Origin of the sequence: Pandoraea oxalativorans, from assembly GCF_000972785.3 — a bacterium.
Taxonomy (GTDB): domain Bacteria; phylum Pseudomonadota; class Gammaproteobacteria; order Burkholderiales; family Burkholderiaceae; genus Pandoraea; species Pandoraea oxalativorans.
This window is the reverse complement of record NZ_CP011253.3, coordinates 2,242,659-2,267,739: the sequence shown is the minus strand read 5'-3', so window position 1 is coordinate 2,267,739 and position 25,081 is coordinate 2,242,659. Positions and strand designations below refer to the sequence as shown.

General features: G+C 63.0%; 17 protein-coding genes and 1 pseudogene. 8 read left to right on the top strand and 10 right to left on the bottom strand.

What is annotated here, in order from left to right; all coding sequences use genetic code 11:
- The first annotated feature begins 158 nt into the window (after positions 1–158).
- Together fnr and MB84_RS10260 are read left to right on the top strand one after the other, a co-directional pair.
- Positions 159–911: a fumarate/nitrate reduction transcriptional regulator Fnr gene (fnr, locus tag MB84_RS10265; protein WP_046291701.1), complete on the top strand. Its 753-nt coding sequence runs from the start codon at positions 159–161 to the stop codon at positions 909–911.
- Between the two features lie 319 nt (positions 912–1,230).
- The gene (locus MB84_RS10260) at positions 1,231–1,665 is read left to right on the top strand and encodes a YybH family protein (protein WP_046291700.1); all 435 of its coding nucleotides are present in this window, start codon (positions 1,231–1,233) and stop codon (positions 1,663–1,665) included.
- A gap of 137 nt (positions 1,666–1,802) precedes the next feature.
- Here MB84_RS10260 and MB84_RS10255 read toward each other — a convergent pair whose 3' ends face one another.
- Positions 1,803–2,735 (bottom strand): LysR family transcriptional regulator, encoded by a 933-nt coding sequence (locus MB84_RS10255; protein WP_046291699.1) that lies wholly within the window; start codon positions 2,733–2,735, stop codon positions 1,803–1,805.
- 140 nt (positions 2,736–2,875) lie between these two features.
- Here MB84_RS10255 and MB84_RS10250 point away from each other — a divergent pair, with 140 nt between their 5' ends.
- Positions 2,876–3,892, top strand: a complete 1,017-nt coding sequence (locus MB84_RS10250; RefSeq protein WP_046291698.1) for a zinc-binding alcohol dehydrogenase family protein — start codon at positions 2,876–2,878, stop codon at positions 3,890–3,892.
- A gap of 170 nt (positions 3,893–4,062) precedes the next feature.
- Here the strand turns inward: MB84_RS10250 and MB84_RS10245 are convergent, their stop codons facing one another.
- From MB84_RS10245 to hrpA, 4 genes are all read right to left on the bottom strand, one after another.
- Positions 4,063–4,902, bottom strand: coding sequence for a competence/damage-inducible protein A (locus MB84_RS10245; protein WP_046291697.1), 840 nt, complete (start codon positions 4,900–4,902; stop codon positions 4,063–4,065).
- A 105-nt stretch (positions 4,903–5,007) separates the two neighbouring features.
- Positions 5,008–5,934: an EI24 domain-containing protein gene (locus tag MB84_RS10240; protein WP_046291696.1), complete on the bottom strand. Its 927-nt coding sequence runs from the start codon at positions 5,932–5,934 to the stop codon at positions 5,008–5,010.
- 75 nt (positions 5,935–6,009) lie between these two features.
- Positions 6,010–7,005 (bottom strand): YVTN family beta-propeller repeat protein, encoded by a 996-nt coding sequence (locus MB84_RS10235; RefSeq protein WP_046291695.1) that lies wholly within the window; start codon positions 7,003–7,005, stop codon positions 6,010–6,012.
- Between the two features lie 218 nt (positions 7,006–7,223).
- On the bottom strand, positions 7,224–11,333 hold the full coding sequence (hrpA, locus tag MB84_RS10230; protein WP_084009710.1) for an ATP-dependent RNA helicase HrpA: 4,110 nt from the start codon (positions 11,331–11,333) through the stop codon (positions 7,224–7,226).
- A gap of 44 nt (positions 11,334–11,377) precedes the next feature.
- Between hrpA and argA the strand changes: the two genes are divergently transcribed.
- Complete coding sequence (gene argA / locus MB84_RS10225; protein ID WP_039398905.1) at positions 11,378–12,727, top strand: amino-acid N-acetyltransferase; 1,350 nt, start codon at positions 11,378–11,380, stop codon at positions 12,725–12,727.
- 193 nt (positions 12,728–12,920) lie between these two features.
- Positions 12,921–13,196 carry an oxidative damage protection protein gene (locus MB84_RS10220; RefSeq protein ID WP_039398907.1) on the top strand — a complete coding sequence of 92 codons (276 nt, stop codon included), beginning with the start codon at positions 12,921–12,923 and terminating at the stop codon, positions 13,194–13,196.
- 316 nt (positions 13,197–13,512) lie between these two features.
- On the opposite strand, the pseudogene MB84_RS30920 reads toward MB84_RS10220, so the two are convergent.
- Positions 13,513–13,761: pseudogene (locus MB84_RS30920) on the bottom strand (MFS transporter); the annotation flags it as partial.
- A gap of 52 nt (positions 13,762–13,813) precedes the next feature.
- Here MB84_RS30920 and MB84_RS10210 point away from each other — a divergent pair.
- Positions 13,814–14,080, top strand: a complete 267-nt coding sequence (locus MB84_RS10210) for a TetR/AcrR family transcriptional regulator C-terminal domain-containing protein (RefSeq protein ID WP_052653136.1) — start codon at positions 13,814–13,816, stop codon at positions 14,078–14,080.
- Positions 14,081–14,156: 76 nt separating this feature from the next.
- Here the strand turns inward: MB84_RS10210 and MB84_RS10205 are convergent, their stop codons facing one another.
- Positions 14,157–15,230, bottom strand: coding sequence for a serine endopeptidase (locus MB84_RS10205; protein ID WP_046291692.1), 1,074 nt, complete (start codon positions 15,228–15,230; stop codon positions 14,157–14,159).
- Positions 15,231–15,245: 15 nt separating this feature from the next.
- Entirely contained in the window at positions 15,246–15,938 is a 693-nt protein-coding gene (gene rpiA / locus MB84_RS10200; RefSeq protein WP_046291691.1) for a ribose-5-phosphate isomerase RpiA, read from the bottom strand.
- Positions 15,939–16,085: 147 nt separating this feature from the next.
- Here rpiA and tal point away from each other — a divergent pair, with 147 nt between their 5' ends.
- Positions 16,086–17,036 carry a transaldolase gene (gene tal, locus MB84_RS10195; RefSeq protein WP_046291690.1) on the top strand — a complete coding sequence of 317 codons (951 nt, stop codon included), beginning with the start codon at positions 16,086–16,088 and terminating at the stop codon, positions 17,034–17,036.
- A 57-nt stretch (positions 17,037–17,093) separates the two neighbouring features.
- Here tal and MB84_RS10190 read toward each other — a convergent pair whose 3' ends face one another.
- Positions 17,094–19,976: a hypothetical protein gene (locus MB84_RS10190; RefSeq protein ID WP_157122683.1), complete on the bottom strand. Its 2,883-nt coding sequence runs from the start codon at positions 19,974–19,976 to the stop codon at positions 17,094–17,096.
- Between the two features lie 1,038 nt (positions 19,977–21,014).
- Here MB84_RS10190 and MB84_RS10185 point away from each other — a divergent pair.
- The gene (locus MB84_RS10185) at positions 21,015–24,098 is read left to right on the top strand and encodes a hypothetical protein (RefSeq protein ID WP_052653134.1); all 3,084 of its coding nucleotides are present in this window, start codon (positions 21,015–21,017) and stop codon (positions 24,096–24,098) included.
- Between the two features lie 70 nt (positions 24,099–24,168).
- Here the strand turns inward: MB84_RS10185 and rlmB are convergent, their stop codons facing one another.
- Positions 24,169–24,939: a 23S rRNA (guanosine(2251)-2'-O)-methyltransferase RlmB gene (gene rlmB, locus MB84_RS10180; RefSeq protein ID WP_046291687.1), complete on the bottom strand. Its 771-nt coding sequence runs from the start codon at positions 24,937–24,939 to the stop codon at positions 24,169–24,171.
- Between the last annotated feature and the right edge of the window lie 142 nt (positions 24,940–25,081).

Genomic DNA, 25,081 nt, shown 5'->3' with positions numbered 1-25,081 from the left:
CAAGCCGATAGTGCGGCAAGACGGACGTCCGGTATGTGCGCAATTATTACTGAAACATCCACGCCCGTAAAGCGTCGTCACAAACCTTGGCGTGCCGAGCGCCGAAACGACGGGTCGACGCCTCATGGTAAACTCGCAAAATAACTTCAGGGGCCTCCATGACCACCGACATCGGTCGCACTCCCGGCAACCCCATTCCGGTTGCCCAGCCTCGTTGTTCCACGTGCTCGCTGGGGCAGTTCTGCCTGCCCGTCGGCATCCCTGAGCCGGAGCTGGAACGACTGGACGCACTCGTGAGCGAACGCCGCCGCCTCAAGAAGGGCGAAGTGCTCTATCACGCCAACGATGACCTCACCGCCGTCTACGGCATTCGTTTCGGGTCGCTCAAAAGCTGCGTCACCGCCCCCGACGGCCGTGAGCAGGTCGTCGGCTTCCACCTTCAGGGTGAGCTGATCGGCCTCGATGCCGTGGCCGACAACCATCACCCGAGCACCGCCGTGGCGCTCGAAGACAGCGAACTGTGCATCGCGCGCTTCGGCGAGCTTGAGACGCTTTCGCGTCAGGTACCGTCGTTGCAACGCCAGTTGCATCGTCTGATGAGCCAGGAAATCCGCAACGAGCACCAGCAACTGCTCGCCCTGGGGACGATGCGCGCCGAGGAGCGCCTGGCCGTCTTCCTGCTCAATCTCTCCGAGCGCCTGTCTGCGCGGGGTTACGCTGCCAACGAGTTCGTGCTGCGCATGAGCCGTGAGGAAATCGGCAGCTTCCTGGGCCTCAAACTGGAGACGGTCAGCCGCCTGTTCTCGCGTTTCGCACAGAATGGGATGATCGAAATCCGTCAACGCCACGTCAAGATCATAGACGGTGTTGCCCTGCGCGAACTCGCCGGCGTCGGCGTGCATCACTGCTGATGCGGCTGCCGGGGGCGCGGAGCGCCCCCGCTCACACGCCCCCGCGCCGACTCGCTCGCACTTCCCCACAGAACCCTGCCGCTGCCCACCGCGACTCTCTCGCGTTGCCGATCAGTCGCCAATCCGCGACTAACCCGTTACCGATACGCTAACGGCCTGACCATCCCGGCGCTTTGCGCCAGATCAAAAGGACCGATGTTCGACAAGCCTCGGCAAACGCTCCATAATCGGCGCGTTCGCCGCCCCGACTGTGGGTCGAGGGCGACCACGCTTACGACACGCATGCGACACGCGTTTGTCTCCGACGGAGGACGCCGTTATGCCCGCTGCCATATTTCTGAGTCCGGAAGACGCCGAACACGCCTTCTACGAAGCGCTGCGCGCCGGTGATACGGACTTGCTGATGGAGGTCTGGTCCGAAGACGAGGAAGTGGTATGCATTCACCCTGCGGGGCCACGGCACGTCGGCCCGGCGGCGGTCAGAGCGAGCTGGCATGAGGTCCTCGCCAAGGGCGGCATGCAGGTCATCGCGAATCAACTTCAAGTAGCCCACAACCCGTTGTGCGCCGTTCACAATGTCCTTGAGCAGATTCAGGTCGAGCGGCAGCCGGAAGCGCGCTTCGCTTTCGTGCTCGCCACGAACGTCTATCTGAAAGAAGCCGACGGCTGGCGTCTGGTGCTGCATCACGCCAGCCCGGCCATCGGCCACGAGGACACCGGCTCGCAGTTGCCGAGGAAGCACCGTCTGCATTGAGCAAGTACGTGCAGCCCTGAACGCCGCTCGCACTTTCCCGCTTTCGCTCACTCGTTCACTGGCTCGTGCGCCCTCTCGCTGTTACCCGCGCCGCACAGCGTTCCGGGCCAACGTTGCGCCGAGCCTCCTGACGCGTCCTATTCGTCGCGCCCGACGGCTTTCGTCGGCCACTGCGCCTCCCAGTACGGCACCGGGCCGAAGCGCGCCTGCAGAAACTCGATCATCGCCTGCGTCTTGGGCGGCACGAACACCCGGCTCGGATAGACGGCCCAGATGGCGACCTCCTCCGCGAGCGGATACGCCGGTAATACCGGCACGAGTTCTCCCCGCTGCAAGTAAGCCGCGACGTCCCACGTCGACTTCAGCGCAATGCCTAACCCCGCCAGCACCGCGTCACGCAGCACCTCACCGTTATCCGACACCAGTCGCCCGGATACGCGCACGCTCATCGGGCCGCCCGGGGTCACAAAGCGCCAGTCGCGCTGGTCGCCGAGCGTCAGGCACTCATGCTGCGCGAGATCGCCGGGATGCTTCGGCGCGCCATGCGCCGCGAGATACGCGGGCGACGCACACAGCGTGCGCCGATTGGCCGCGAGCTTCCGGGCGATCAGGGTGGAATCGCGCAATGCCCCGACCCGAATCGCCATGTCGACGCCCTCTTCCAGCAGATCGACGACACGGTCCGTCAACCGGAAATCCAGCGAAATACCGGGATAGCGGGCGAGAAACTCGGGCAATGTGGGCGAAATATGCTGACGTGCGAACGACGACGAACACGACACCCGCAACAGGCCCTGCGGCGCGGCGAACCCCTGCCCGACGCTCGCCAGCGCCTGCGCCTCCGCCGCGAGCAACGTCTGCGCCTGCGTGAGGAACACCTCTCCCTCCTGCGTCAACGCCACGCGCCGTGTCGTACGGTGCAACAGCCGGGCCCCCAGCACGCCTTCGAGTTGCACGAGCCGTGTGCTTGCCGTCGCCGGGGACAGCCCCCGCTCGCGCCCCGCCGCCGACACATTGCCCAGCGCGGCGACCCGAACGAACAACGCTACGGTATCGAGGTCCAATGCCATTTGATGGATTTCCCAAAAAATCTTTTCCGCATTATCCGAATTATCAAAGCAATCGACTAGCCGTAGTCTTTCGCTATCGCATCCGGTGCGCCGCCAAAACACCCCACGCAGGCGTTGCACCCCACTTTCAGGAGAAAACGATGAAAGCCATTGCACTGACCCGATATCTGCCGATCGACGACCCGAAGTCGCTCGAAGACGTTGAACTGCCCACGCCGACCCCGGCCGGGCGCGATCTGCTGATCAAAGTCGAAGCTATTTCCGTGAATCCGGTCGACACCAAGGTGCGCGCCCCGAAGGACAAGGTCGAAGCAAGTCCGCGCGTGCTCGGCTGGGACGCCGCAGGCACCGTCGCGGCCGTCGGCCCCGACGTCACGCTCTTCAAGGTGGGCGACCCCGTGTACTACGCGGGTAGCATCACGCGCCCCGGTGCGAACAGCGAGTTCCATCTGGTGGACGAACGGATCACCGGCCATATGCCCGTGTCGCTTGACTTCGCGAACGCCGCTGCCCTGCCGCTCACGACGATCACGGCGTGGGAAGCCCTGTTCGACCGCCTCGGCGTGGCCCCCGATGGCGGCGATGAAGGCAAGTCGATCCTGATCGTCGGCGGCGCAGGCGGCGTGGGGTCCATCGCGATTCAGCTCGCGCGACGTCTGGCCAAGCTCACCGTCGTCGCCACGGCCTCGCGTCCGGAGTCGGCTGACTGGTGCCGTCAGCTCGGCGCGCAACACGTCATCGACCACTATCAGGACATGCCGACGCAGCTCAAAGCGATCGGCCTGCCGCAAGTCGAGTTCGTACTGTGCCTGAACGACACCGACACGCACTTCCCGGCGATGGCCGAAGCCGTCGCACCGCAAGGAAAGATCTGCTCGATTGTGGAGAACGCCGGGCCGCTGGAAATCGGTTTGCTCAAGAGCAAGAGCGCCACGTTCGTCTGGGAGTTCATGTTCACGCGCGCCATGTACGAGACGCCGGACATGATTGCGCAGCACAAGCTGCTGACCGAAGTGGCCCGTCTGGTGGACGCAGGCACGCTGCGCACGACGGTCGGTCAGGTCATTGGCCCGATCAACGCCACGAATCTGCGTCGCGCCCACGCGCAACTCGAAGGCGGACGCACCATCGGCAAGCTGGTGCTCGCCGGATTCTGACGCGAGCGCCGGGCGTCAGGTCACGCGACGGACCGCGCAGCTTCCGCGCCTGCCCCTTCCCGTCGCGACACCCCGCAAACGAAAACGGCGCTTGCCCGCGAAGGCAAGCGCCGTTTTGGCGTTTATGAGACGCTTTTCCTACGTCGGTCAGACGGCCTCAGCGCACGCCATCACTCTGCTGGCGGCACCGTGCCCTCCGGCAACGCCACTGCCTCGGCGGGGTGGACGATCTCGCCACCGAGCGCCTCCACGCCGGCGATCAGACGCTCGAAAGCCGCACCGACCAGCGACGGATCGCCCTTCACCCCGAGATCGATGTGGCGACGCGCATAGACCGCGCCGCGCTCGGCATCGCCCACGCTCGGCAGGCTGAACACCTTGATGCCGTCGTACTCGGCCTCGATGGCTTCCATGAGCGGCGTGAGCGTCGATTCGGCCAGACCGAAGACCAGCACCGAACGCTCGGTGTGTTTCGTCAGATGATGCAGATCAGCGTAGTACGTGTCGAGCGCCCATGCCATCATCGGCCACGCCATCACCGGAAACCCGGGCATGAAGTGGTGTTGCTCGACGGAGAACCCCGGAATCTTGTTATACGGATTGGGCAGCACGCGCGCGCCGACCGGAAATTCGCCCATCTTCAGACGATGGCGATTGTCGGCCTGCGTCATGTCTGCGCGGCCGTCCGGGCTCGTGTCGGCGATGCGCTCCATGATCAGCGCCTCGGCTTCCGGCGTGAGCACCAGCGGCACATTGAGCGCCGCCGCGGCGCATTGGCGCGTGTGATCGTCCGGCGTGGCGCCGATGCCGCCCGTCACGAAGACGATGTCGTCGCTCGCGAACGTACGGCGCAGCGTGGCGGTGATACGCGCCGGATCGTCGCCCACATACTCCGCCCAGCCGAGCTGCATGCCGCGCTCGGCAAGCAATTCGATGAACTTGGGCAGATGCTTGTCGTGACGGCGTCCCGAGAGAATCTCGTCGCCGATGATGATGATGCCGACCGCCATGATGCTTCCTTTTCTCTTGTCGTCAGACCGTGGGCGCCCCGGGTGCCCCGGGTGATATTGCGGCGCTGCCCGGCGGCAGCGCGCAGTGTGACGATTGTGCCACTTTCAGGGAGAACCGTTCGGCGAACCCGACGACTCGGAGGGCCCCGGCAGCAGCGGCGGCAAATCCTCGCTCTCCGGCTGCGGCACACCCGCCTCGGGCAGCACCGTCGCGGCGAAGGTCGGCTCCCGATGCGCGTCCTCGGCGCGCATGCGCGACAGCGCGCGCAGGCAATAGTGGGCGAACCACAGCGCGGAGAACACGAAGATCACCACGTACAGCCAGATCGCGAGCAGCGCAATGACCGGGAACAGCACGATCATGACGACGGACGAGACCCACAGCAGGGTCGGCAACGAGCCGAGCAATCCGGTCGCCACCCCGATCACAAGCAATGGCAGCCGCTTCTCGCGAACCAGTCGACGGCGCTCCTCCGGACTCGCGTGATACGCCAGCGCGTCGTACGTCATCACGCGGTACGTCAGCCAGCCCCACAGCAGTGGCGGCACGATGGCGAAGAACGGCGGCACGAGCCACAGCGGCAGCGTAACGAGGGCCGCAATCAGAAACACGAGCGTCGCGCCGAGCGATTGCCCGAGGCTGCCCCAGAACGAGCCGCCCTGACGCGCCTCGAGATGAATGAAATGCCGCCGCGAGAGATGGCGTAACACCGCGGGCATCGACCACCCCGCAATGAGCAGCAATGCGGTGACGACAATCAGCGGGACGAGCAGCGCCACGAGAATGAACGGTGCGAGCGCCATGCGCACGCTGTCGACGCCGAAATAGCCGAAAAACCGGTAAATCCACTGCGTGAATTCCCACTGTTCGAGCCAGACGCGAAGGAAATCGGTGAACGGTTCCCATCCGAACCAGATCACAGCGCCCCAGAGAAGACCGGAGACGATGAAGGGCATTGCGGTGAGCCACAGCATGCGGGGATGCAGCAGACTCACGAGCGCGCGGCCAAGCGCGCGAAGTATATCGTTCATGCAGGTGCGGTACGACCGGTCCGGGTGTCTGCGCGACGCCCGGACGGTCAGGCCTTGGAAAGTAAGGCCTCGATGTTACAGCACCGGCGCGCGGTCGTAGAAATAGATCCCGTGAGGGGAGCGACCGACCGGAATGGTGTTGATCAGCTTGCGCGACGCCAGATCGATGATGCCGACCTTGCGCGCCCAGCGGAACGTCACCCACAGTTGCTTCTTGTCGGCGGTCAGTTCCATGTCGTCCGGTCCCGGCAGCAGCCCGGTGATGTTGCCGACGTTGGTCAGCGCGTCCTGATCGATGATGCTGATCGTGCTCGACACGCGGTTCGAGATCAGCACGTGCTTGCCGTCGGCGAGCGACCGGAAGTTGTGCGCGCCCTTGCCCGTCGGAATCGTCTTCACGACCTTCTGGTTGCGCCAGTCGACCACGGCGGCGTAGTCCGCACCGGTCATGCCAACGAGCAGGTACTTGTCGTTCGGCGTGAGCCACACACCGGCCGGACTGTCGCCGACCTTCATCTTCCAGATCACCTTCTGGGTCGCCAGATCGATGGCGGCGACTTCGTTCGATTCCTGCAACGAAATGAAGACGAGCTTGCTGTCCTGCGTGAACACCAGGTGGCTCGGCATCTTCTTGATGGGAATGCGCTGCGCCACGCTCAGGTTCTTGCCGTCGAAGCGATAGACGTCCACGCGGTCCAGACGCAACGCGTTCGCCACGAACCACTTCTTGTCCGGCGAGAAGCCGATCTGATACGGATCTTCGATGTTCTCGATCTTGCGCTGAATCTGCCCCGTCTTCGGATCGAGGAAGACGAGATTGTTGCCAACCGAGTTGGCGACGATGAGCGACTGGTTGTCCGGCGTGGCCATCAGGTGATGCGGCTCTTTGCCGACCGGAAACGTCTGAATGACCTTCTGCGTGGCCTTGTCGATCAGGCTGACGCTCGCGTCGGCCGAATTGAGCACGACCACGACGCTGTCGGGCGTCGGCGTTGCAGCCCGCACGGGGCCGACCAGCGCCGCCAGACCGAAGGAAGCCGCCAGACTGGCGGCGATCAGAAGTTTGCGCATTACGGAGTCTCTCGAAAATCGCTCGGAAAAAGTCCCGCTATTGTAGGCCGGGAACGCTCTGCCAACCCGCATCCTGCGGACTTTTTTGATCAGACGAAACACAATTCCAACACTTCATGACACAACGCAAACTACCGCAAAACTCAGAGACGAATCGGATACAAAAATAGCGTCCGGCAAGACTGCCGGACGCCATCGAACGACTCGTCACACCGCCCTTAGCGCTGCAACGCCTCCCAGACCTTGTGCAGACGTTTGACCGACACCGGCATGGGCGTGCGCAACTCCTGCGCGAAGAGCGACACCCGCAGCTCTTCGAGCAGCCAGCGGAACTCGTCGAGCCGCGCGTCGTGCGAGTCACGACGTTGCGACGTCGCCCGTTGCCAGTTCTGAAGCAGCGGCCCAAGTTCGCTCATGGCGCGGGCGTCGCGCGCCGGATCGGCCTTGAGCTTGTCGATGCGCCCCGCCATCGCCTTCAGATAACGCGGGAAGTGCGCCAACTGTGCATACGGCGTGTCGATGAGAAAACGCTTGCCGATCAGACGTTGCAGCTGCGCTGTCATATCGGCGTGCGCTTGCGCGAACGGCTTGGCCTGCGTCAGTTTCTTCTGGAGCGCGGCGTACTCGGTAAGGATCTGCCCCGCGAGCCGGGCGATTTCCTGGGCGAGCAACGTCAGACGACCCCGCCCTTCGTCCTTGCGCGCGACGAACGACGCGTTATCGCCCGGCCAAGGCAGTTGCAGGCACGCCCGCTCGAGCGACAGATCGACGATCTGGTCGCGCAGTTCTTCCTGCGTACCGAGCCCCATGTACTGCATCGCCATCTGCTGCAAGCCGGGGATGTTTTTCTCGAGATACTTCACCTGCTCGCGCAACTGAATGGCGAACAGACGTCGCAGCCCGGCGCGATGCTGGCGTTGTGCCTCGTCCGGATCGTCGAACACTTCGAGATCGCAATGATCGCCACGGTCGACCAGCGCCGGGTAGCCGAACAGCGTCTGCCCGCCCCGACGAATCTCCAGCATCTCCGGCAACTCGCCGAAGCTCCAGGTCGTGAGATTGTCGTAGCGCCCGGGTTCGACGGCGGCGGCCGGTGCAGCACCTGGCACCGGCGATTTGCCACCGACCTTGCCGGTCTTGCCCGCATCGGACACCTGCCCGCCCTTCGACACCCCGCCCGCTTGCGGCTCGGCGGCGACGCTGCCCGTGGGCGTCGCGCCGCTCCTGGCTGCGATTTGCTGAAACGTGCGCTGCGCCTGCTGTCCGAGTTCGGCTCGCAGTTGCGCCAGATTGCGTCCCATGCCGAGCTGACGGCCGTGCTCGTCGATCACCTTGAAGTTCATCGACAAGTGCGCCGGGAGCATTTCAAGCTTGAAGTCGCTCGACTTGAGCATGACGCCGGTCAGCTCGCGCGCGTCGGCCATCAGCGCATCGAGCAGCGCCCCCTGACCGAACGTCGCCCGGTCGAGGAAGCCCGCCGCGTACTCCGGCAACGGTACGAAGTGCCGACGCAGCTTCTGCGGCAGCGACTTCATCAGCAGATGCGCCTTCTCCTTGAGCATGCCCGGCACGAGCCACTCGCAGCGGCGCGCATCGACCTGATTGAGCGCGTAGAGCGGCACGGCGAGCGTCACGCCGTCACGCGGCGAGCCGGGCTCGAAGTGGTACGTGAGCGCCATTTCAACGCCCGCGATGACGGTCTTCTTCGGGAACAGGTCGGTCGTGACCCCCGCAGCCTCGTGGCGCATGAGATCGTCGCGCACGAGGTAGAGCAGCCTGGGCGAACCCTTGGCCGTCTCCCGATACCAATGCTCGAAGCTCGCGCCGTCGTACAAGTCGGCGGGCACGTGAGCGTCGTAGAACGCGTAGATCAGTTCGTCGTCGACGAGTACGTCCTGCCGACGCGACTTGTGTTCGAGCTGCTCGATATCCGCGATGAGCTTGCGGTTGTGGGCGAAGAACGGGAGTTTCGTCTCCCATTCGCCTTCCACCAGCGCGCTTCGCAGGAAGATTTCCCGCGCGCGACGCGGATCGCGTGGACCGAAGTTCATGCGTCGGCGCGCGTAAATCGTCAGGCCGTACAACGTGCCGCGCTCATAGGCGGTGACCTGCGCGGGCTTCTTCTCCCAGTGTGCGTCGGACAGCGACGTTTTCACCAGATGCTTGCCCACGCGCTCGATCCACTCGGGCTCGATGCGGGCAATGCAGCGCGCGTAGAGACGACTCGTCTCCACCAGTTCACCCGCCATCACCCACCGTCCGGCCTTCTTCACCAGCGACGAACCCGGCCAGATGTGGAACTTGATGCCGTGCGCGCCGAGGAAATGCGGATCGTCGTCGGCCTTGCAGCCGATGTTGCCGAGCAGACCTGCGAGCAGCGCCAGATGCACCTGCTCATAGGTCGCTTCCGATTCGTTCAGACGCCAGCCCTGCTCGCGCACCACGGTGAGCAACTGGCTATGGACGTCGCGCCATTCGCGCAGACGCAACTGCGACAGGAAGTTCTCCCGGCAGGCTTGCGCCAGCAGCCGGTTGGACTTCTTGTGCGCAATGGCCTCTTCGAACCACTTCCAGATCTTGATCCACGACAGGAATTCGGACTTTTCGTCGGCGAACTTCTTGTGCGCGTTGTCGGCGGCGTCCTGCGCTTCGATGGGGCGCTCGCGCGGATCCTGCACCGCCAGACCGCTGGCGATGATCAGCACCTCGCGCAGCGACTGCTGATCGCGCGCGGCAAGGATCATGCGCCCCACGCGCGGGTCGAGCGGCAAACGCGCCAGTTCGCGCCCGAGCGGCGTCAACTGATTGGTGTCGTCGACGGCGCCCAGCTCGCCCAGCAGTTGGTAGCCGTCGGCAATGGCGCGCCCCGGCGGCGGTTCGATGAACGGGAATTCCTCGACCTTGGCCAGTCGCAGCGACTGCATGCGCAGAATGACGGCAGCCAGCGACGAGCGCAGGATTTCCGGGTCGGTGAAGCGCGCGCGCGACTGGAAGTCGGTTTCGTCGTAGAGACGAATGCAGATACCGTCGGCGACACGACCGCATCGTCCGGCCCGCTGGTTGGCCGCCGCCTGCGAGATCGACTCGATCTGCAGTTGCTCGACCTTGTTGCGGTACGAGTAGCGCTTCACGCGCGCCGTACCGGCATCGACTACATAACGGATGCCGGGCACGGTCAGCGACGTTTCCGCAACGTTGGTCGCGAGCACGATGCGTCGCGCGTTGGACGGCTTGAACACGCGTTCCTGATCGGCCGCGGACAGGCGCGCGAACAGCGGCAGGATTTCGGTGTGCGGCGGATGGTGCTTGCGCAGCGACTCGGCCGCTTCGCGAATCTCGCGCTCGCCGGGCAGGAAGACGAGCACGTCGCCCGAGCCCTCGCGGCAAAGCTCGTCGACCGCGTCGACGATGCCGTCCATCAGATCGCGCTCACGGTCCCGCGCGCTGGCACGGCTGCCCTCACGGCCTTCGGCATTGGCAATGCGCGCATCGTCCTGAATCGGGCGGTAACGCACTTCCACCGGATACAGACGTCCACTCACTTCGATGACCGGTGCGGGACGCAGCGTCTCGCCCTCGCCCGTGCCGAAGTGCCGGGCAAAGCGGTCCGCGTCAATGGTCGCCGAGGTAATGATGACCTTCAGATCCGGGCGACGCGGCAGCAGTTGCTTGAGGTAGCCGAGCAGGAAGTCGATGTTCAGACTGCGTTCGTGCGCCTCGTCGATGATGAGGGTGTCGTACGCACGCAACAGCGGGTCGGTCTGCGTCTCCGCGAGCAGAATCCCGTCCGTCATCAATTTGACGGATGCGCCATTGGAGAGCGTGTCGTTGAACCGCACCTTGAAGCCGACGATTTCGCCCAGCGGCGTGTTCAATTCGTCGGCAATGCGACGCGCGGTGGCCGACGCGGCAATCCGTCGCGGCTGGGTATGACCGATGAGGCCAGTGCCGCCTGCGCCCAGACCGCGCCCGAGTTCGAGGCAGATCTTGGGCAACTGGGTCGTTTTCCCCGAGCCGGTTTCGCCGCTGACGATCACGACCTGATGGCCAGCGATGGCGCGCGCGATTTCCTCGCGTCGGCCGGAGACCGGCAGCGCTTCGGGAAACTGGATCTCGGGCACGCGGTTGGCGGCGGCCTGACGGGCTGCGAGCCGCTCGGCTTCACGCGCCGCGCGCTCTGGTGGCGACACGCGCGGCCCGGCCGTTTTGCCCGAATTTTTGGGGTTATGAGTTTGCGTGGTGCCCGTTGTTTGGGCACGCGTCTGCCCCGGCGCCGTCACTTTCGGCTTCGGGGGCTTAGATTGTCGATTTCGTTCATCACTTGCCATGGGCGCGCATTATATAATCTGCGCATGTTTGCGCACGTACACCCATGCTGACCGAACCCGACCCCGCCCTCCAAGACGAAGAGACCGCCCATCAAGCCCAGTTCGTGGACTGGCTGCGCTCGGTCGCTCCTTATATCCATGCCTTCCGTGACAAGACCTTTGTGGTCGCCTTTGGCGGCGAACTGGTCGCGGCCGGTGGACTCGACTCCCTGATTCAGGACGTCGCGCTGCTGTGCGCCATGGGCATGCACATCGTGCTGGTGCACGGCTCGCGACCCCAGGTCGAGGAGCAGATGCGCTTGCGACATATCGAATCGCACTTCGCTCAGCAGTTGCGCATCACGGATGCCGCCGCGCTCGAGGCCGTGAAGGAAGCGGCTGGCGAACTGCGTCTGGATATCGAGGCATCGATCAGCCAGGGGCTGCCGAACACGCCGATGGGCAACGCGCGCATCAGCGTCGTATCGGGCAACTTCGTGACCGGTCGCCCGGTCGGCATCGTCGACGGTGTGGACTTCCAGCACACGGGCGTGGTCCGCAAGGTCGACGCCGAGTCGATCCGCCTGTCGCTCGCGAACGGCAAGATCGTGCTGCTCTCGCCGCTCGGCTTCTCGCCGACCGGCCAGTCGTTCAATCTGACGATGGAAGACGTGGCGTCGTCCGCCGCCATCGCATTGCGCGCGGACAAGCTGATCTTCATCACCGAGACGCCTGGCGTTCTCAACGAATACAACGAGTTGCAGCGTGAACTGACGTTGGAAGACGCCCAGCGCATGCAGTCTCAGGGCACCATCGACCGTGACTCGGCCTTCTACCTGAAGTACGCCACGCGCGCCTGCCGCGCCGGCGTAGGCCGTGCGCACATCGTGCCGTTCTCGCTCGACGGCAGCATGCTGCTCGAACTCTTCTCGCACGATGGCGTGGGCACGATGATCTCGTACGAGAATCTGGAAAGCCTGCGCGAAGCGACCATCGACGACGTCGGCGGTATTCTGCAACTCATCGAACCGCTGGAATCGGACGGCACGCTGGTCCGCCGCGGCCGCCACCAGCTCGAACGCGACATCGACCACTTCTCGGTCATCGAGCACGATGGACGCCTCTTCGGTTGCGCAGCGCTCTATCCGTACCCCTCCGAGCGCATCGGCGAGATGGCCTGCCTGACGGTCGATCCGGAAGCGCAGGGCTCAGGCGACGGCGAACGTCTGCTCAAACACATCGAGCAACGCGCCCGCGCCCGAGGTCTGGAGCGCCTGTTCGTGCTCACGACCCGCACGGAACACTGGTTCCTCAAACGCGGCTTCGTCAAAGCAGGCGTCGACGATCTGCCCGCCGACCGCCGCCGCCTCTACAACTGGCAGCGCCGCTCGTTGGTGCTCATCAAGAAACTGTAAGCAGGGCGGGCAGGTCCCGCGTGACGCTCGGTCCCATCCCTTGCATCCCGCGCCCCTGCCCCCATATCCGATCATCGGCCGCCGCAGTTGGCCCTCGGGACGTGACTTTTGCGAGCTTCCCCTCGCGCCCCTCCCGTCACCAACGCGCGGCCCCCATTCACACTACACTCGACGATCACGAAGGAGTTCCCTCATGGCCCGCATGGTTCAATGCATCAAACTCGGCACCGAAGCCGAAGGTCTCGATTTTCCGCCCATGCCCGGTGAACTCGGCAAACGCCTCTGGGAAAGCGTCTCGAAAGAAGCCTGGGCCGGATGGCTCAAGCAACAAACTATGCTCATCAACGAGAACCGCCTGAACATGGCCGATCCCCGCGCCCGACAGTACCTCGTGAAGCAAACCGAGAAGTACTTCTTCGGCGACGGTGCCGACGTCGCACAAGGCTACGTGCCGCCGCCTTCCGAGTGAGCTTTTTTTAGGTTTTTTGTTGACCTGAACCTAAAACCTTGAAACCTCCCTCCGGGCAGATCGGCACCCTATTCCGGCGCTCAGACATAAACCCAACTCGCTCCAGAACAGGGCGCCGATCCGCCCCGCATACGCTCTCAGTGCTTCCCCTCGGGACGTATGCTCGACGATTAAGGGCACATGCCATCAACCAGCATGTGCCCTTTTTCTATTTCGGATCCCCGGATGGCGTCGTTGCCAGACGCATCACTACCGGTGCGCACAACACATACATCCCCGCCCCCATTAGCCACGCACATCCCGGCCACGACGTTCTCGCCCCAGTAAAACCAAACCACCGCGTGCGCTCGGCAGGCGCCATCAAGTCGGCTACCGTCGATGCCGCCACCGCCCCGGTCACGCCGGGGATGCTTCGCCCCACGTAGAGCATCCACAGGACCGGTGCTGCGGCCATGATCGCGTAATCGAGCGTCGCGCCCGCCAACGACGACATCAACACGGGTCGTCGACCATACCCGTCCGATAACCGCCCCAATATCGGCGCGAAGAACACCTGCATCAACGCAGGCACCCGCCCGTCAGCCCCTCAGTTCGCGAAGGTCGAGGCGCAAATCCGCTTGCTCTGCACAGCCGGATTTGCGCCGGCCGACGCTGCACGCGCGCTGATCGCCATCAGCCATTACACAGTGGGCAGCGCGATGGAGCAACAAGGTAGCGAAGCCGAAGCCGATGTGCGTCGGGAAGCGGCGTCCATCGATGCGAAATGCCCGTCGGCATTCCTTGCGCAGATCTTCGATGAAGTGCAGACGGAAGGTCCGGACGTCGCGTTCGAATTCGGTCTGAACGCGCTTATCGAGGGATTGGCCGCCCGGCTCGCAGGTTAAGCGAAGGCCGCAACGGCCGGACGCGTAGGTTCGCGCGATTCACGTGAGCAGAGAACCGGCGAACGAACGCTTTGGACTACGCAGGGTTGGCCTGCGATTGGGGATCGGCATTCACGCCGGTAGACCGCGCACCGCAGTGATGGCAGAAATGCGCAAACGCATTTTTCCGCGTCTTGCATGTGCCGCAATGATCGAACAGACAGATGCCGCAGTGCACGCAATAGTCCCGCGTCGGATCGTCCAGCTTCACCGCTCGCTCACACCCCGGACACACCGACTTCGCCAGTCTTGCCTGCGCCAGATCGTATGACAGTGTCTTGCGCCGCTGCTCGTCCGGCAATTGCTCTTCCGCTTTTTGTCGCGCGAGATAACGCTGCAACGACACGATCGCGTACCGGCCAATCAGCACCGTCAACACAATGCCGACGAGATACCGCACATAGCCGCCGTAATCCGGCAGGTACGGCACCAACTCGACGAAGAACGCGAACAGCGCGAAGAAGATGAAGCCCCAGACGAACGGCCACCATGTACTCTTGCGCTGACGCACAAACAACCAGCCGCCAATCGCCAGCAATGGCAGCGTCAGCGCCAACCGGATGCCGAAGACTTTTAGCTCCTGCGAGCGCTGGATCGCCGCCAGTTGCTCCCCCGCCGTGACGTCGAGTGCGACGCGCGCTGTACGGGCCGCCTGCACGGCACGCTGGGCATCCAACTGCTTCGTTTCAAGCGTGTCGACCTGCGTTTGCGCATCGCGCTCCGCAGCCTTTAGCGTGTCGAGGGCACGGGTGCGGGAGACGAGTTCGGCGTCCTGACTGGCCTGCGCCGTCGCGGTTCGCGTCGCCACCCAGTCGTTGAACGACTCGCGCGCATTGCGGTATGCCGTACTGCGCGCCTTGAGCTGCAAACGCGCGGTCTCCAACTGGGCACCGACGTCTTCCTCCTGCGTCTGCGCCTGCTTGATCGCGGCGTCGGCACGCTCAGCCTGCGCCCGGTCAAGGAAGGCGTCGAGCGTCGGCGCGGGTGCTACGCCCGGCAATCTGTCGACGACAAGACCGCCCAGCCCGATGAGGAACGCCGCGAACAACACGGCGATCAGCCACAGGCCACGACGGAACCAGGTTTCGGGGAGACGACGCGATCCAGCCATCCTGCCCTCCCGGGATCAGTTTTTATAGTCGATGGCGCGTACGCCTTCGGACGTACCCATGAGCGTAATGTCCGCGCCGCGCTGTGCAAACAGGCCCACTGTCACCACACCGGGAATCTGGTTGATCCTGGTCTCGAACGCCACCGGGTCGAGAATCTGCAATCCATGCACATCCAGAATAGCGCAACCGTTGTCGGTCATGTACGGGCTGCCGTCGGCACGCACGCGCGCCTGCGGCTTGCCACCCAACGCTTCGAGCGCGCGAGCGACACTTGCCTGTGCCATCGGGATCACTTCGACCGGCAGCGGGAAGACGCCCAGCACGGCCACTTCCTTGGAGGCATCCACCACGCAGACGAATTCCTTTGCCACCGACGCGACGATCTTCTCGCGCGTGAGCGCCCCGCCGCCGCCCTTGACCATGTGGCCTAGCGCATTGATTTCGTCCGCACCGTCTACGTACACGGGCAGGCTGTCGATCTGGTTGAGATCGAACACTTCGATGCCGTGCTTGCGCAGACGCTCGGTGCTCGCTTCGGAACTGGAGACCGCGCCGCGATACCGGCCCTTGTGGGCGGCGAGCGCATCGATGAAGCAGTTGGCGGTGGACCCGGTGCCCACGCCGATCACGCTGCCCTCGGGCACGTGTTGGTTCACATAGTCGGCAGCAGCCTGGCCGACCAGGCGTTTGAGTTCGTCCTGGGTCATGGGGAATTCCGGCAAAGTTTGGTAAAGTCGGAAGTTTACCGGAGTCGGGCGTGACGCGCCGTTTTTCGTCATCCCGTCGCCGTCCTGCTGTTCCGGCGCCGCGCCGGATGTCATGTCACGCAGTGCTTCTCTCGCAAGGCCGCTCTCATGAATCTGCTCGATCAACTCAAGCGTCACACCATCGTCGTTGCCGACACCGGCGACTTTCAGGCGATGGATGCCTACAAGCCGCAAGACGCCACCACCAATCCCTCGCTGATCCTCGGCGCCGTCCAGAAAGACGCCTACCGCCCGATCCTCGCGCGTGTGGTCGGCGAGCATCGCGCCGCGTCGACGGACGAGATCATCGACCGTCTGCTGATCGCCTTCGGTAAAGAGATTCTGGATATCGTGCCGGGCCGCGTTTCCACGGAAGTGGACGCCCGCCTGTCGTTCGATACGGCAGGCACGGTCGCGCGCGCCCGCAAGCTCATCGCCATGTACGAAGCCGAAGGCATCGAGCGCGATCGCGTGCTGATCAAGATCGCCTCGACGTGGGAAGGCATTCGCGCCGCCGAAATTCTGGAGCGCGACAAGATTCGCTGCAATATGACGCTGCTGTTTTCGCTGGTGCAGGCTGCTGCCTGCGCTGAAGCGGGCGCCCGGCTGATTTCACCGTTCGTCGGACGCATTTACGACTGGTACAAGAAGTCGGCCGGTGCCAACTGGGACGAAGCGGCGAACGCTGGCGTCAACGATCCGGGGGTTCGCTCGGTATCGGCCATCTACCGCTACTACAAGCACTTCGGCCACGACACGGAAGTGATGGGCGCGAGCTTCCGCTCCACCGGCCAGATTCTGGCGCTCTCCGGCTGCGATCTGCTGACGATCAGTCCCGTCCTGCTCGAACAACTACGCACGACCGAAGGCGAGGTCAAACGCCAGCTCGACGTGAAGGACGCGCGCTCGGCCGACATCGCACGCGTCAAAACGGACGAACCGTCGTTCCGGTTCGCCCTCAACGACGACGCGATGGCCACCGAGAAACTCGCGGAAGGCATTCGCGCATTTGCGGCCGATGCCATCAAGCTCGAAGGGCTGATCGACGCCGCACGCTAAGGTCCGGCGGGCCACGGCCGACAAACGACCGAGGCCCGTCATCAGCGACGGTTCACGTCAGGGGGCAAGTAGACGCGTGCGTCCCGATGACGTGGCAGAACTGCCGGGTTGCGGGGCGCGTAAATTCGCAAATCTGTCCTTAAGTTCGCTGCTCGTCGGCAACCCTCTTAGTGCATCCAGTCTTTCCTGCAACGCCACATCTCTCGGATCTGCCCTCAAGGCTTCCAGCCGGGCGTGCAGGCTTTTGATGTCTCTATCGCGCTCAGCGGCGGCCTCCTTCTTGAAGTATTTTCTCGCAAACTCCTGGGCAGATTGCTTCGTTTGCTTCGCCGCCGAATGTCGGGCGTAGGCCGCTGCGTCGATTCGAACCTGCGCCGCCACTTGCTGCTTCGACGCTTTACTCGCTTCGTTATAAGCCTGAAGCGATGCCACTCTTGCTGCGTCCAGCGCCATGTATTTTGCCTCCCGTTGGGCAGCGATTTTCGCCGCGTTGCCCGATGCCTGTTCGGCCTGAGATTTGGCGCTTGCGGCTGCCTCGCTTCGCGCCGCTTGCGCCGCATCCTCGACGTGTTGTCGAACCTTCTGTTTGGCCAGGGTGGTTTTCACGCTTTGCACCGCCTGACTTGCCGACGTCGTGAAGTTTTCCGACGCGGTATCGCTTGCGCCGGAAAGCACCGCCCGATACTCCTTGCGTGCCTCCCTGATCTGCGCATCGAACACATCCTGAAGCGCTTTCTGACTGGCAGAAGGATTACGCTGCTGGAATTCGGCATAAGCCGCAGTTCGCCGCGCGATGATCTCGTCAACGGCGGCTTTACGACCACCCACGAGGGCACGGCCATACGACGGCCCCAGGTCCTCGATCAGGGTTGTGGCGATGTGCGACGGTGGCTCGGTGTCGGGGATGACCTTGTGCCACTCTTCCTTCAGCGTGTCGTGAATCATCGCGCGAAACGCCCGCTGTTCCTCGATCGTTATCGTGGGCATGGCCTCTCGCAGTCGATTGGCCAGTCGCTGGTTGTCTGCGGCGTCAAGTGCGGATAGGGAGAGCACTTCGCGCGCCTGGCTGAGGACCTCCTTGAGCGTGACATGGTTGAACTCAAGACATTGCGCCGACTGAATCTGAACGAACAGACGCGTTGCCAATGTCAGCGTCCGGCGCAAGCTGACATAGTGTGGCAACTCCCTGATGCCGGGCACCAATTCGGCCTCTTCGAGCCACGCGACCAGCGAGTCGCGCCCATCGCGCGGAAAATGCGGGGCGCGCAGCAGTTCAACATAGAAGCAGCGTGCACTGCCGCTCGGCTTGCTTAACAAGACTTCGAGCAGCGTGTCGCGAGGCATCCCGGCTTCCTTGAGCTCATGCAAGAGACTTGCCCATGCTCGGGCAAGCATGGGATGGGCAGCCACGCACCTTCCGAGCATCGACACGTAGGCGCGGCCTTCGGGGGACAGCAGCGCATCGGCGACGTTCTCAGAGCGCACCACTTCCGTGCGAGTCAAAACCCCTAACAAGCGCAGGTAGTAACTGTTGCCGAAGATCCCCAATTGCGCAGTGTTCGTGTAGCTGCCATTGGCCTCAAGAAGACTATCCGTCAATGCACCCAGCATCTCCGGTGTCGGCAGGCGACGGCCGATCTTGTACATCTGCGCAAAATTCCCCGTGATGAGATGTCCATGAAGCTCGTTGATGGCGGCACTGAATTCCTGCAGGGCGCGTACTGCCGGATTCCGACTGTTTGCCGTCGTGACACCATAATCGCGGTGATAAACGACGCCGACCGGTTGCTTCGTCTGCGTTTGCAACATCCCCAGCGCACCGGCGCACGAATCGCAGGTATCGAGCAGCGTGTTGAAGTGGATGCTACCGGTGACAGGATGCTCGCGCGCCTCGTAAGCGATGACCGCAGCGAGAATCTGTTCGGCGTCGTATCGGCGGTCGATGTTCGTGTTGCATTCGGGGTCCAGCACCGGCAAGTTCATCTGCACACCGGATCGATTCAATGCGTGCTGGGCTTCACGTGTGTACTTTGCCAAACGCCGCTTGGCATCGACAAACGTGAGATGGTCGATACCGATCTCGTCGCCATCGCCCATCGAATCGTGTATCGCAAGCTTCAGACCGTCTGCGCGAGCGCCTCCGGATAGTGAGAAATAGACTTTGCGCCCTGCGGTGGTATCGACTGCAGCAAATGCAAAGTTGCTCTCGCGCAAACTCGCTTTCAGATCCGCAACCCCTGCGGGGTTCCCAATATTCCACTCGCCGTCGGTTTCAAACACGAGGTCCGATCCGAGCACCGTTCGATAAACGGCCAGATCGAATTCGTCGCGCTCGGCGTTGAATATGTCACGGCGCGACATGCTGGCCTTGCTGCCCTCGACGAATTTTCGCTGTGCGTGCTCCGAGGTAAAAATCCGGTAGGCTGCGTCGCTGGCAGCAGGTGACGGCTTCGTTTTGCCTGAGCGAATTTGTTCAGCCTCAAGCTGATGAACCAGGTTGCAAAAGCTCTCTGTGCGATGAAGTTCGGTGGTATCGGTTTTGATTTGATGCTTGATCTCCCGAAACTGGGTGATCAGACGGCCGTCTTCCGGGACGCGAGGATCCAGCCATTCGAAGGTCACCTGCCCGCAATGGTCATGCCGCATGCGTGAGGCGTGAAAGCGATTCGGCTCCACCTGGACGACCACTGTCGACGCCGTGCCGGGAATACGCGCCCCAAAAATTTCTTTTTCGAACGGCACGCCTTGCACGATGTCGGAAAGCACCAGCGGCACCAACGAGGGTACAGGGCGCGACGCGCCCTCCTCTCCCATCGGGCCGACACCGGGGGAACCCGGCGCGGGTAATTCGCCTGAAATCCTCCCCTTGATCGAATCGTTGAAAGCCGGTGTCGGCGGCAGCCCCTGCGCTTGGGCATCCACCGCAGAGAACGCACTCACGCGAGAGCCTGCGGGATTCACTCTGACGTACTGCTGATTGTGGACGAACAGACCTATCGAATTCACATGCCTGTCGCCGCTCACTGCCACGCCATGCGACGTGCCCGGCGCTATCTCCGATGCTGGCGACGGGACAGATGCCGGGCAGACGCGGAAACTCGACAATGCCGACGTGATGTTGGTCGAGGCAGGCGGCGCAAAGCACTGACGCGTTGCTTTGGAGAGATGGGGCTCTTTGGGTGCCTTGGGCGGGAGGCCAAAATCGCTGATCTTTCGCGGAGACTTACTCGTGATCAGTTTCGGCCACTCGGGCAGGCGGTTGGGCGACGCTGCATCGGTGGGTGGACGGACAAACTCTCTCCGATCCCGGGTCCCGGCCGACGGCCGTGCGGCGGCTTCTCGGGGGAGATTGTCGAGCGTGTCGGTTGTCGCGTGCTGCGCCGAGGGTGAGGCCACTGCGGAAGTTCGATTGATGGAAAGCAAAATGTCAGCGCCGCTTTTCGGCTCGTCGGTGGAGGGACTTGTGACACTAGTGTCGCGCCGGGCCGGAGCCTTCCATAAATCGCTGTGCGAACTGGAACGAGCGAAGATTTGAAGCCTTCCGGTGCGCACTCTCCAGCCGCTAGCGCTGATCGTGAGCCAATCGCAGCGAGGCGTCCGGACAAATTTTGGAAGTCACCGCTCGGACCGGGCCACACATTGGCGTTGTTCTCAACTCATCGAGCGCCTCGGAACTGCCCGATGGCAGCAAGTGGCTTTCGAGCAAGACTCGAAGTCAGCCTATCGCGGGCGCTACGCGCTAAGCCATTCATGCGACCAGGTTCTATCAACAACCCGCCGCCGGTACCCTTGCGCGGATCGCCTTCCAATGAAGTTGCCGCCACTCGGACTCGCCCGAGCAGCGACTTCATTGCCTCCGGTGAGACGCGGGACAGCGTATCCGCCTCAACACGAACCTGGCCGCGCTTGACGGCAAGTAACTCGCACCCTCGTCTCACCGACCTTCTCCACGCTTGCGAAGCCCCCGATGAGCCCGATGTGGCCACCAGCACCGACGATCTTCCCGAGCGACTTTTCCGTACGCGCTCGTCGATCTCGGAAGTCAGTGTTGTCCCGGTCTCGTTACCCGGGCGCAGACGTCAGGTGTCGGAGAGCGCGATTGGGACAAACAAAAGTCACACGGCGCGCGCCTTCTTTGCCATCGAGGGACTGTTCGCCACGGTATCCGAGGAGGACTTACAGCCGAGCGCCTTATCCGCACGCAGTGCGCGACGTTTCGGATTGCCCCCCAAACCCCATTACCGCCCCTACATCACCGGTGTGGTCCCGGCGAGAAACGCCGCCTCGTGCGAGGGGCAAGACGACGCCGCGCTTGTTCGCGTGGATCTGTCGGATATCGTCGATGGCGTACCGTTTGAAAAGTCTGTGGTGGGGGTGCAGCTCACGGACACCGGACACATCGTTGTCTGTGCCGATGCAGACGCCTTTTACGCCACGAGCACCGTTCCCTCGGGCGCCAATCGGGTGCGCCTTCGGCGACTAGATCCGAACAACCGGGACGACCAACAAAAAATCGATGAGTATCTGGCGCATAAGCGTCAGCTCAAAGCCGACGCCATGGTGAACAACCCACCGCTCACGGCAATGAACGTGGCCCGCACGTTGACGCGACGCGCCGGCCCTCCCGACATCGATACCGTCCGCACGGCGCTAAACACACTTATTTCCCCCGTCGAACTGACGAGCTACGTCGAGAACTGCCGTGCACAGCTGCGTAGCCGTCAACGCTTCGACGCCTACTTCCACAAACGCGATCTGGAGATTTACAGGACCTTGTTGGGCGACGATCTGGTATTCAAGGAGAACGGTCAGTGGAACCTTTCGCACGATGCGGGCATTGCCGACTTACGCATGCATTTAATGTCCGGCAACCTCGCGTTTGCGGCACTCGGCGCCGAGTCCGGCGTCAATGTCTACTTCGCCACTTCCGACAGTGAACGCCTCGAAGGCTTGCGGCTGCATATCCACGAGGCCATGGGCGACGAGGATTCCGTCACGATTGGAGACATCACTTTCATCGATGCAAAACGGCGGCTCGAACGGATCGCGACCATCTCCAAGGCGCCGAAAGCATCGCGGGCACGTGTCAATCTGCCCACCCTGACCCCGCCCGGCGCGCGGCAACCCGAGCGATTTCGCGACGCCGAGCAGATACTCGCGGCGGTCATCGAACACGATATGCGAGAGGACCCGATCATCACCGGTATTCACGTGAACAGTCTTCTCGATACTTGCGACTCTTGCGCCGTGGCACTCCCCTTACTGGGACAGATCACCGGCCAGGACATCACCTTTGTCTATCACCGCGACTACGGTGTGACGAGTCCGAACAGCGAAGATCGTCGAATTCGTATGCTCAAGATGCTGGCCACATCGGCTAACCGGCTGCGCGATGCGCTCTTGAACGACGATTACACGACGCTGCGCGAAGTATCGAAGACCCTCCTGGTGCCGGAAATGCTCGGCGTGATTGCGAGCACACTTCGTATCTCGGCAACGTCAGCGACATTTCCGAGGATCTACCCCATCGCCAACGCGCTGTACCTGCATTTATTAGCGTCGCTCATCCGTGCGAATGGCAGCTTCGGCAACGATACCGTTGCCATGCTCCGTTCCGACGAAGGCAAAATCTACGTCGCGCTGATCGGCTATCGAATACGTAACGATGCGTACCTGGCACGCGCCTGGTGCACTTTGATGCGCGAACTAACGCTTTCGGGCGTCTCGGCCGAAACGTTGCAAGCGATTCTCCTCGCCAGGGCAAACCAACACCTTCGCAGCTTCTGGCTGGAGCTGTTGAGTGCACGCTCGACCACGCGTGAGAATCATTTGGATCAGGTGTATCACCTTTTGAAGCAAGACGACCTGAACCCGTCGCTCACGAACGCGCACCGCGAGCGTGGCTTTGTGGAGGCCATGCGCATTCGGGTGCTGCGTTATCTCAAAATCTCACGCCGGGCCCCCGCCACGGCGGATCGATTCGCCAGCGCCGGGAAATCAATCCCCGACGTTCTCGAGGCGATCCGAACGGTGATTTCGGAAAGTAACGTGATCAAGCTGGAGCAGGAGCGTCTGCGAAACGAGCTGCGCGAGACGATGCCCACGATGACACTCGGCGAACAGCGCAAGTTGAGAGACATGGTCACGACAATGGTCGACGAGGCCTGGCGAGCGGAGCTTCCCGGAGAATCACCACCGTCCGATATTACGCAAAGCGTGCTTGCAAGCGTTGGGCCGAGACTCGGCAGACACCTCGCCGAACTCAGAGGCCCCGCCATTCGTGAAATCATCGAGGCGACGATTGAGCGCTACGGAAAGCATCTATACCGATACGCCGATGCGACGGAAGAACAGATGGCGGCGGCGTACCGCGAGCACCTGAGATCGGCTGGCACCCGATATGCAGCGTTGCTCGCCGACGACGTGACTTCCGACACATCGGGCTCCGGTGGCGTACGGCCTGAGATTCAGACTCAGGTCGGCGTGGAGGCCCGTATCCTCAAGGAAAGGCAGGCCCGCAAAGCAGCGCGAACCGCCGAATATGCGGCCGCCAAAGCGCGTGCAGAGGCGCAGCGGGAGATGTCTTCCACGTCGAATCGCGCCAGAGCACAGGCCCAGGCTCGCGTGAAAGAGGAAATCCACCGAGCCGCGATATGGGCGACGAAAGACGCAACTCGCAGGGTGATGGAGAATGCCAAAAAGGAGGCGCTCATCAAAAGTCAGCGCGAGGCCCGGGAGGCCACGGCAAAAATTGCAGCAGACAAAATCCGTGCAGCAACGGCCGCAGCCAAACGAGAGGCCCGCATGCGCGCGGAGACGGTGGTCAAACAGCGAATCGCCGAACGGCGAACGGCTTACACCCAAGCCAGGGAGAACCGAAGTCGGCCTCTGGACGACAAGTACGCCGAGGCGCGCTTTCAAGTCAGGCTTGACGTGTTGCGATACGGCGAGTTGGGTGCGATTGAGCGACTCTCCGTCGAATCCAGCCCCGTCGGTGACGCGAACAAGGCTGGCGAGACTTCCGAAGCGCGCTCAAGAGTGGCGCTGACGTCGACACAGTGATTCACGGCCCACTTTCGACGCGAAATCGCCCTCCTTGCAGCCTCGACGTCGGTTGGGGGCGATGCAACGATTACTTGCCCTTCACCGCGACCTTGCGCTGACGCACAGCCTCATAGAGGCACACGGCGCTTGCCACCGACACATTGAGGCTTTCGCAGCCGCCCGCCATCGGAATACTCATCAGTTCGTCGCACGTCTCGCCCACGAGGCGGCGCATGCCCTCGCCTTCCGCGCCCATGACGATGGCCATCGGACCGGTGAGCTTTGTGCCGTAGATATCGGCGGGCGCGTCGTCGGAGGTGCCGACCACCCAAATGCCACGGTCCTTGAGTTCGCGCAACGTGCGGGCGAGGTTCGTCACCATGATGTACGGGACCGTTTCGGCGGCGCCGCTGGCGACCTTGGCCACAGTCGCATTGAGACCGACTGCGCGGTCCTTCGGGGCGATCACTGCGTGCGCGCCTGCACCGTCGGCCACGCGCAGGCAAGCGCCGAGGTTGTGCGGATCGGTCACGCCGTCGAGGATCAGCAGCAGCGGGTCGCCCGAGATGCCGTCGAGCAGTTCGTCGAGATTGAGCGCGAGCGAGATTTCCTCGGCCTGTGCCACGACGCCCTGGTGGCGCGACGTTCCGGTCATGCCATCGAGACGCTTGCCGTCCGCCTGAACCAGCTTGATCTTGACGCCCGGTGCGTTCTTGTACGACTCCACGGCCTTGAGGAAATCCGTCATGCGACGGTCGCGCCGGGTGGGGTCGTAGTAGATCTCTTTGACGCTGGTGGCGTCGTGACGCAGGCGTGCGGTCACGGCATGGAAGCCGAACAGCATTTTCAATTTACTCATTTCATTTCCTCAAAATAGCGTGTGCCGTGCCGTCGGTTGCCATGACGGCAGCCGATGCTGTCGCTCACTCGCGCACAACTGTCGTCGCCTAAAGCACGACGGCGGCGGGAGCCACATGGGCCGCCGCCGCCGCAATCCATCG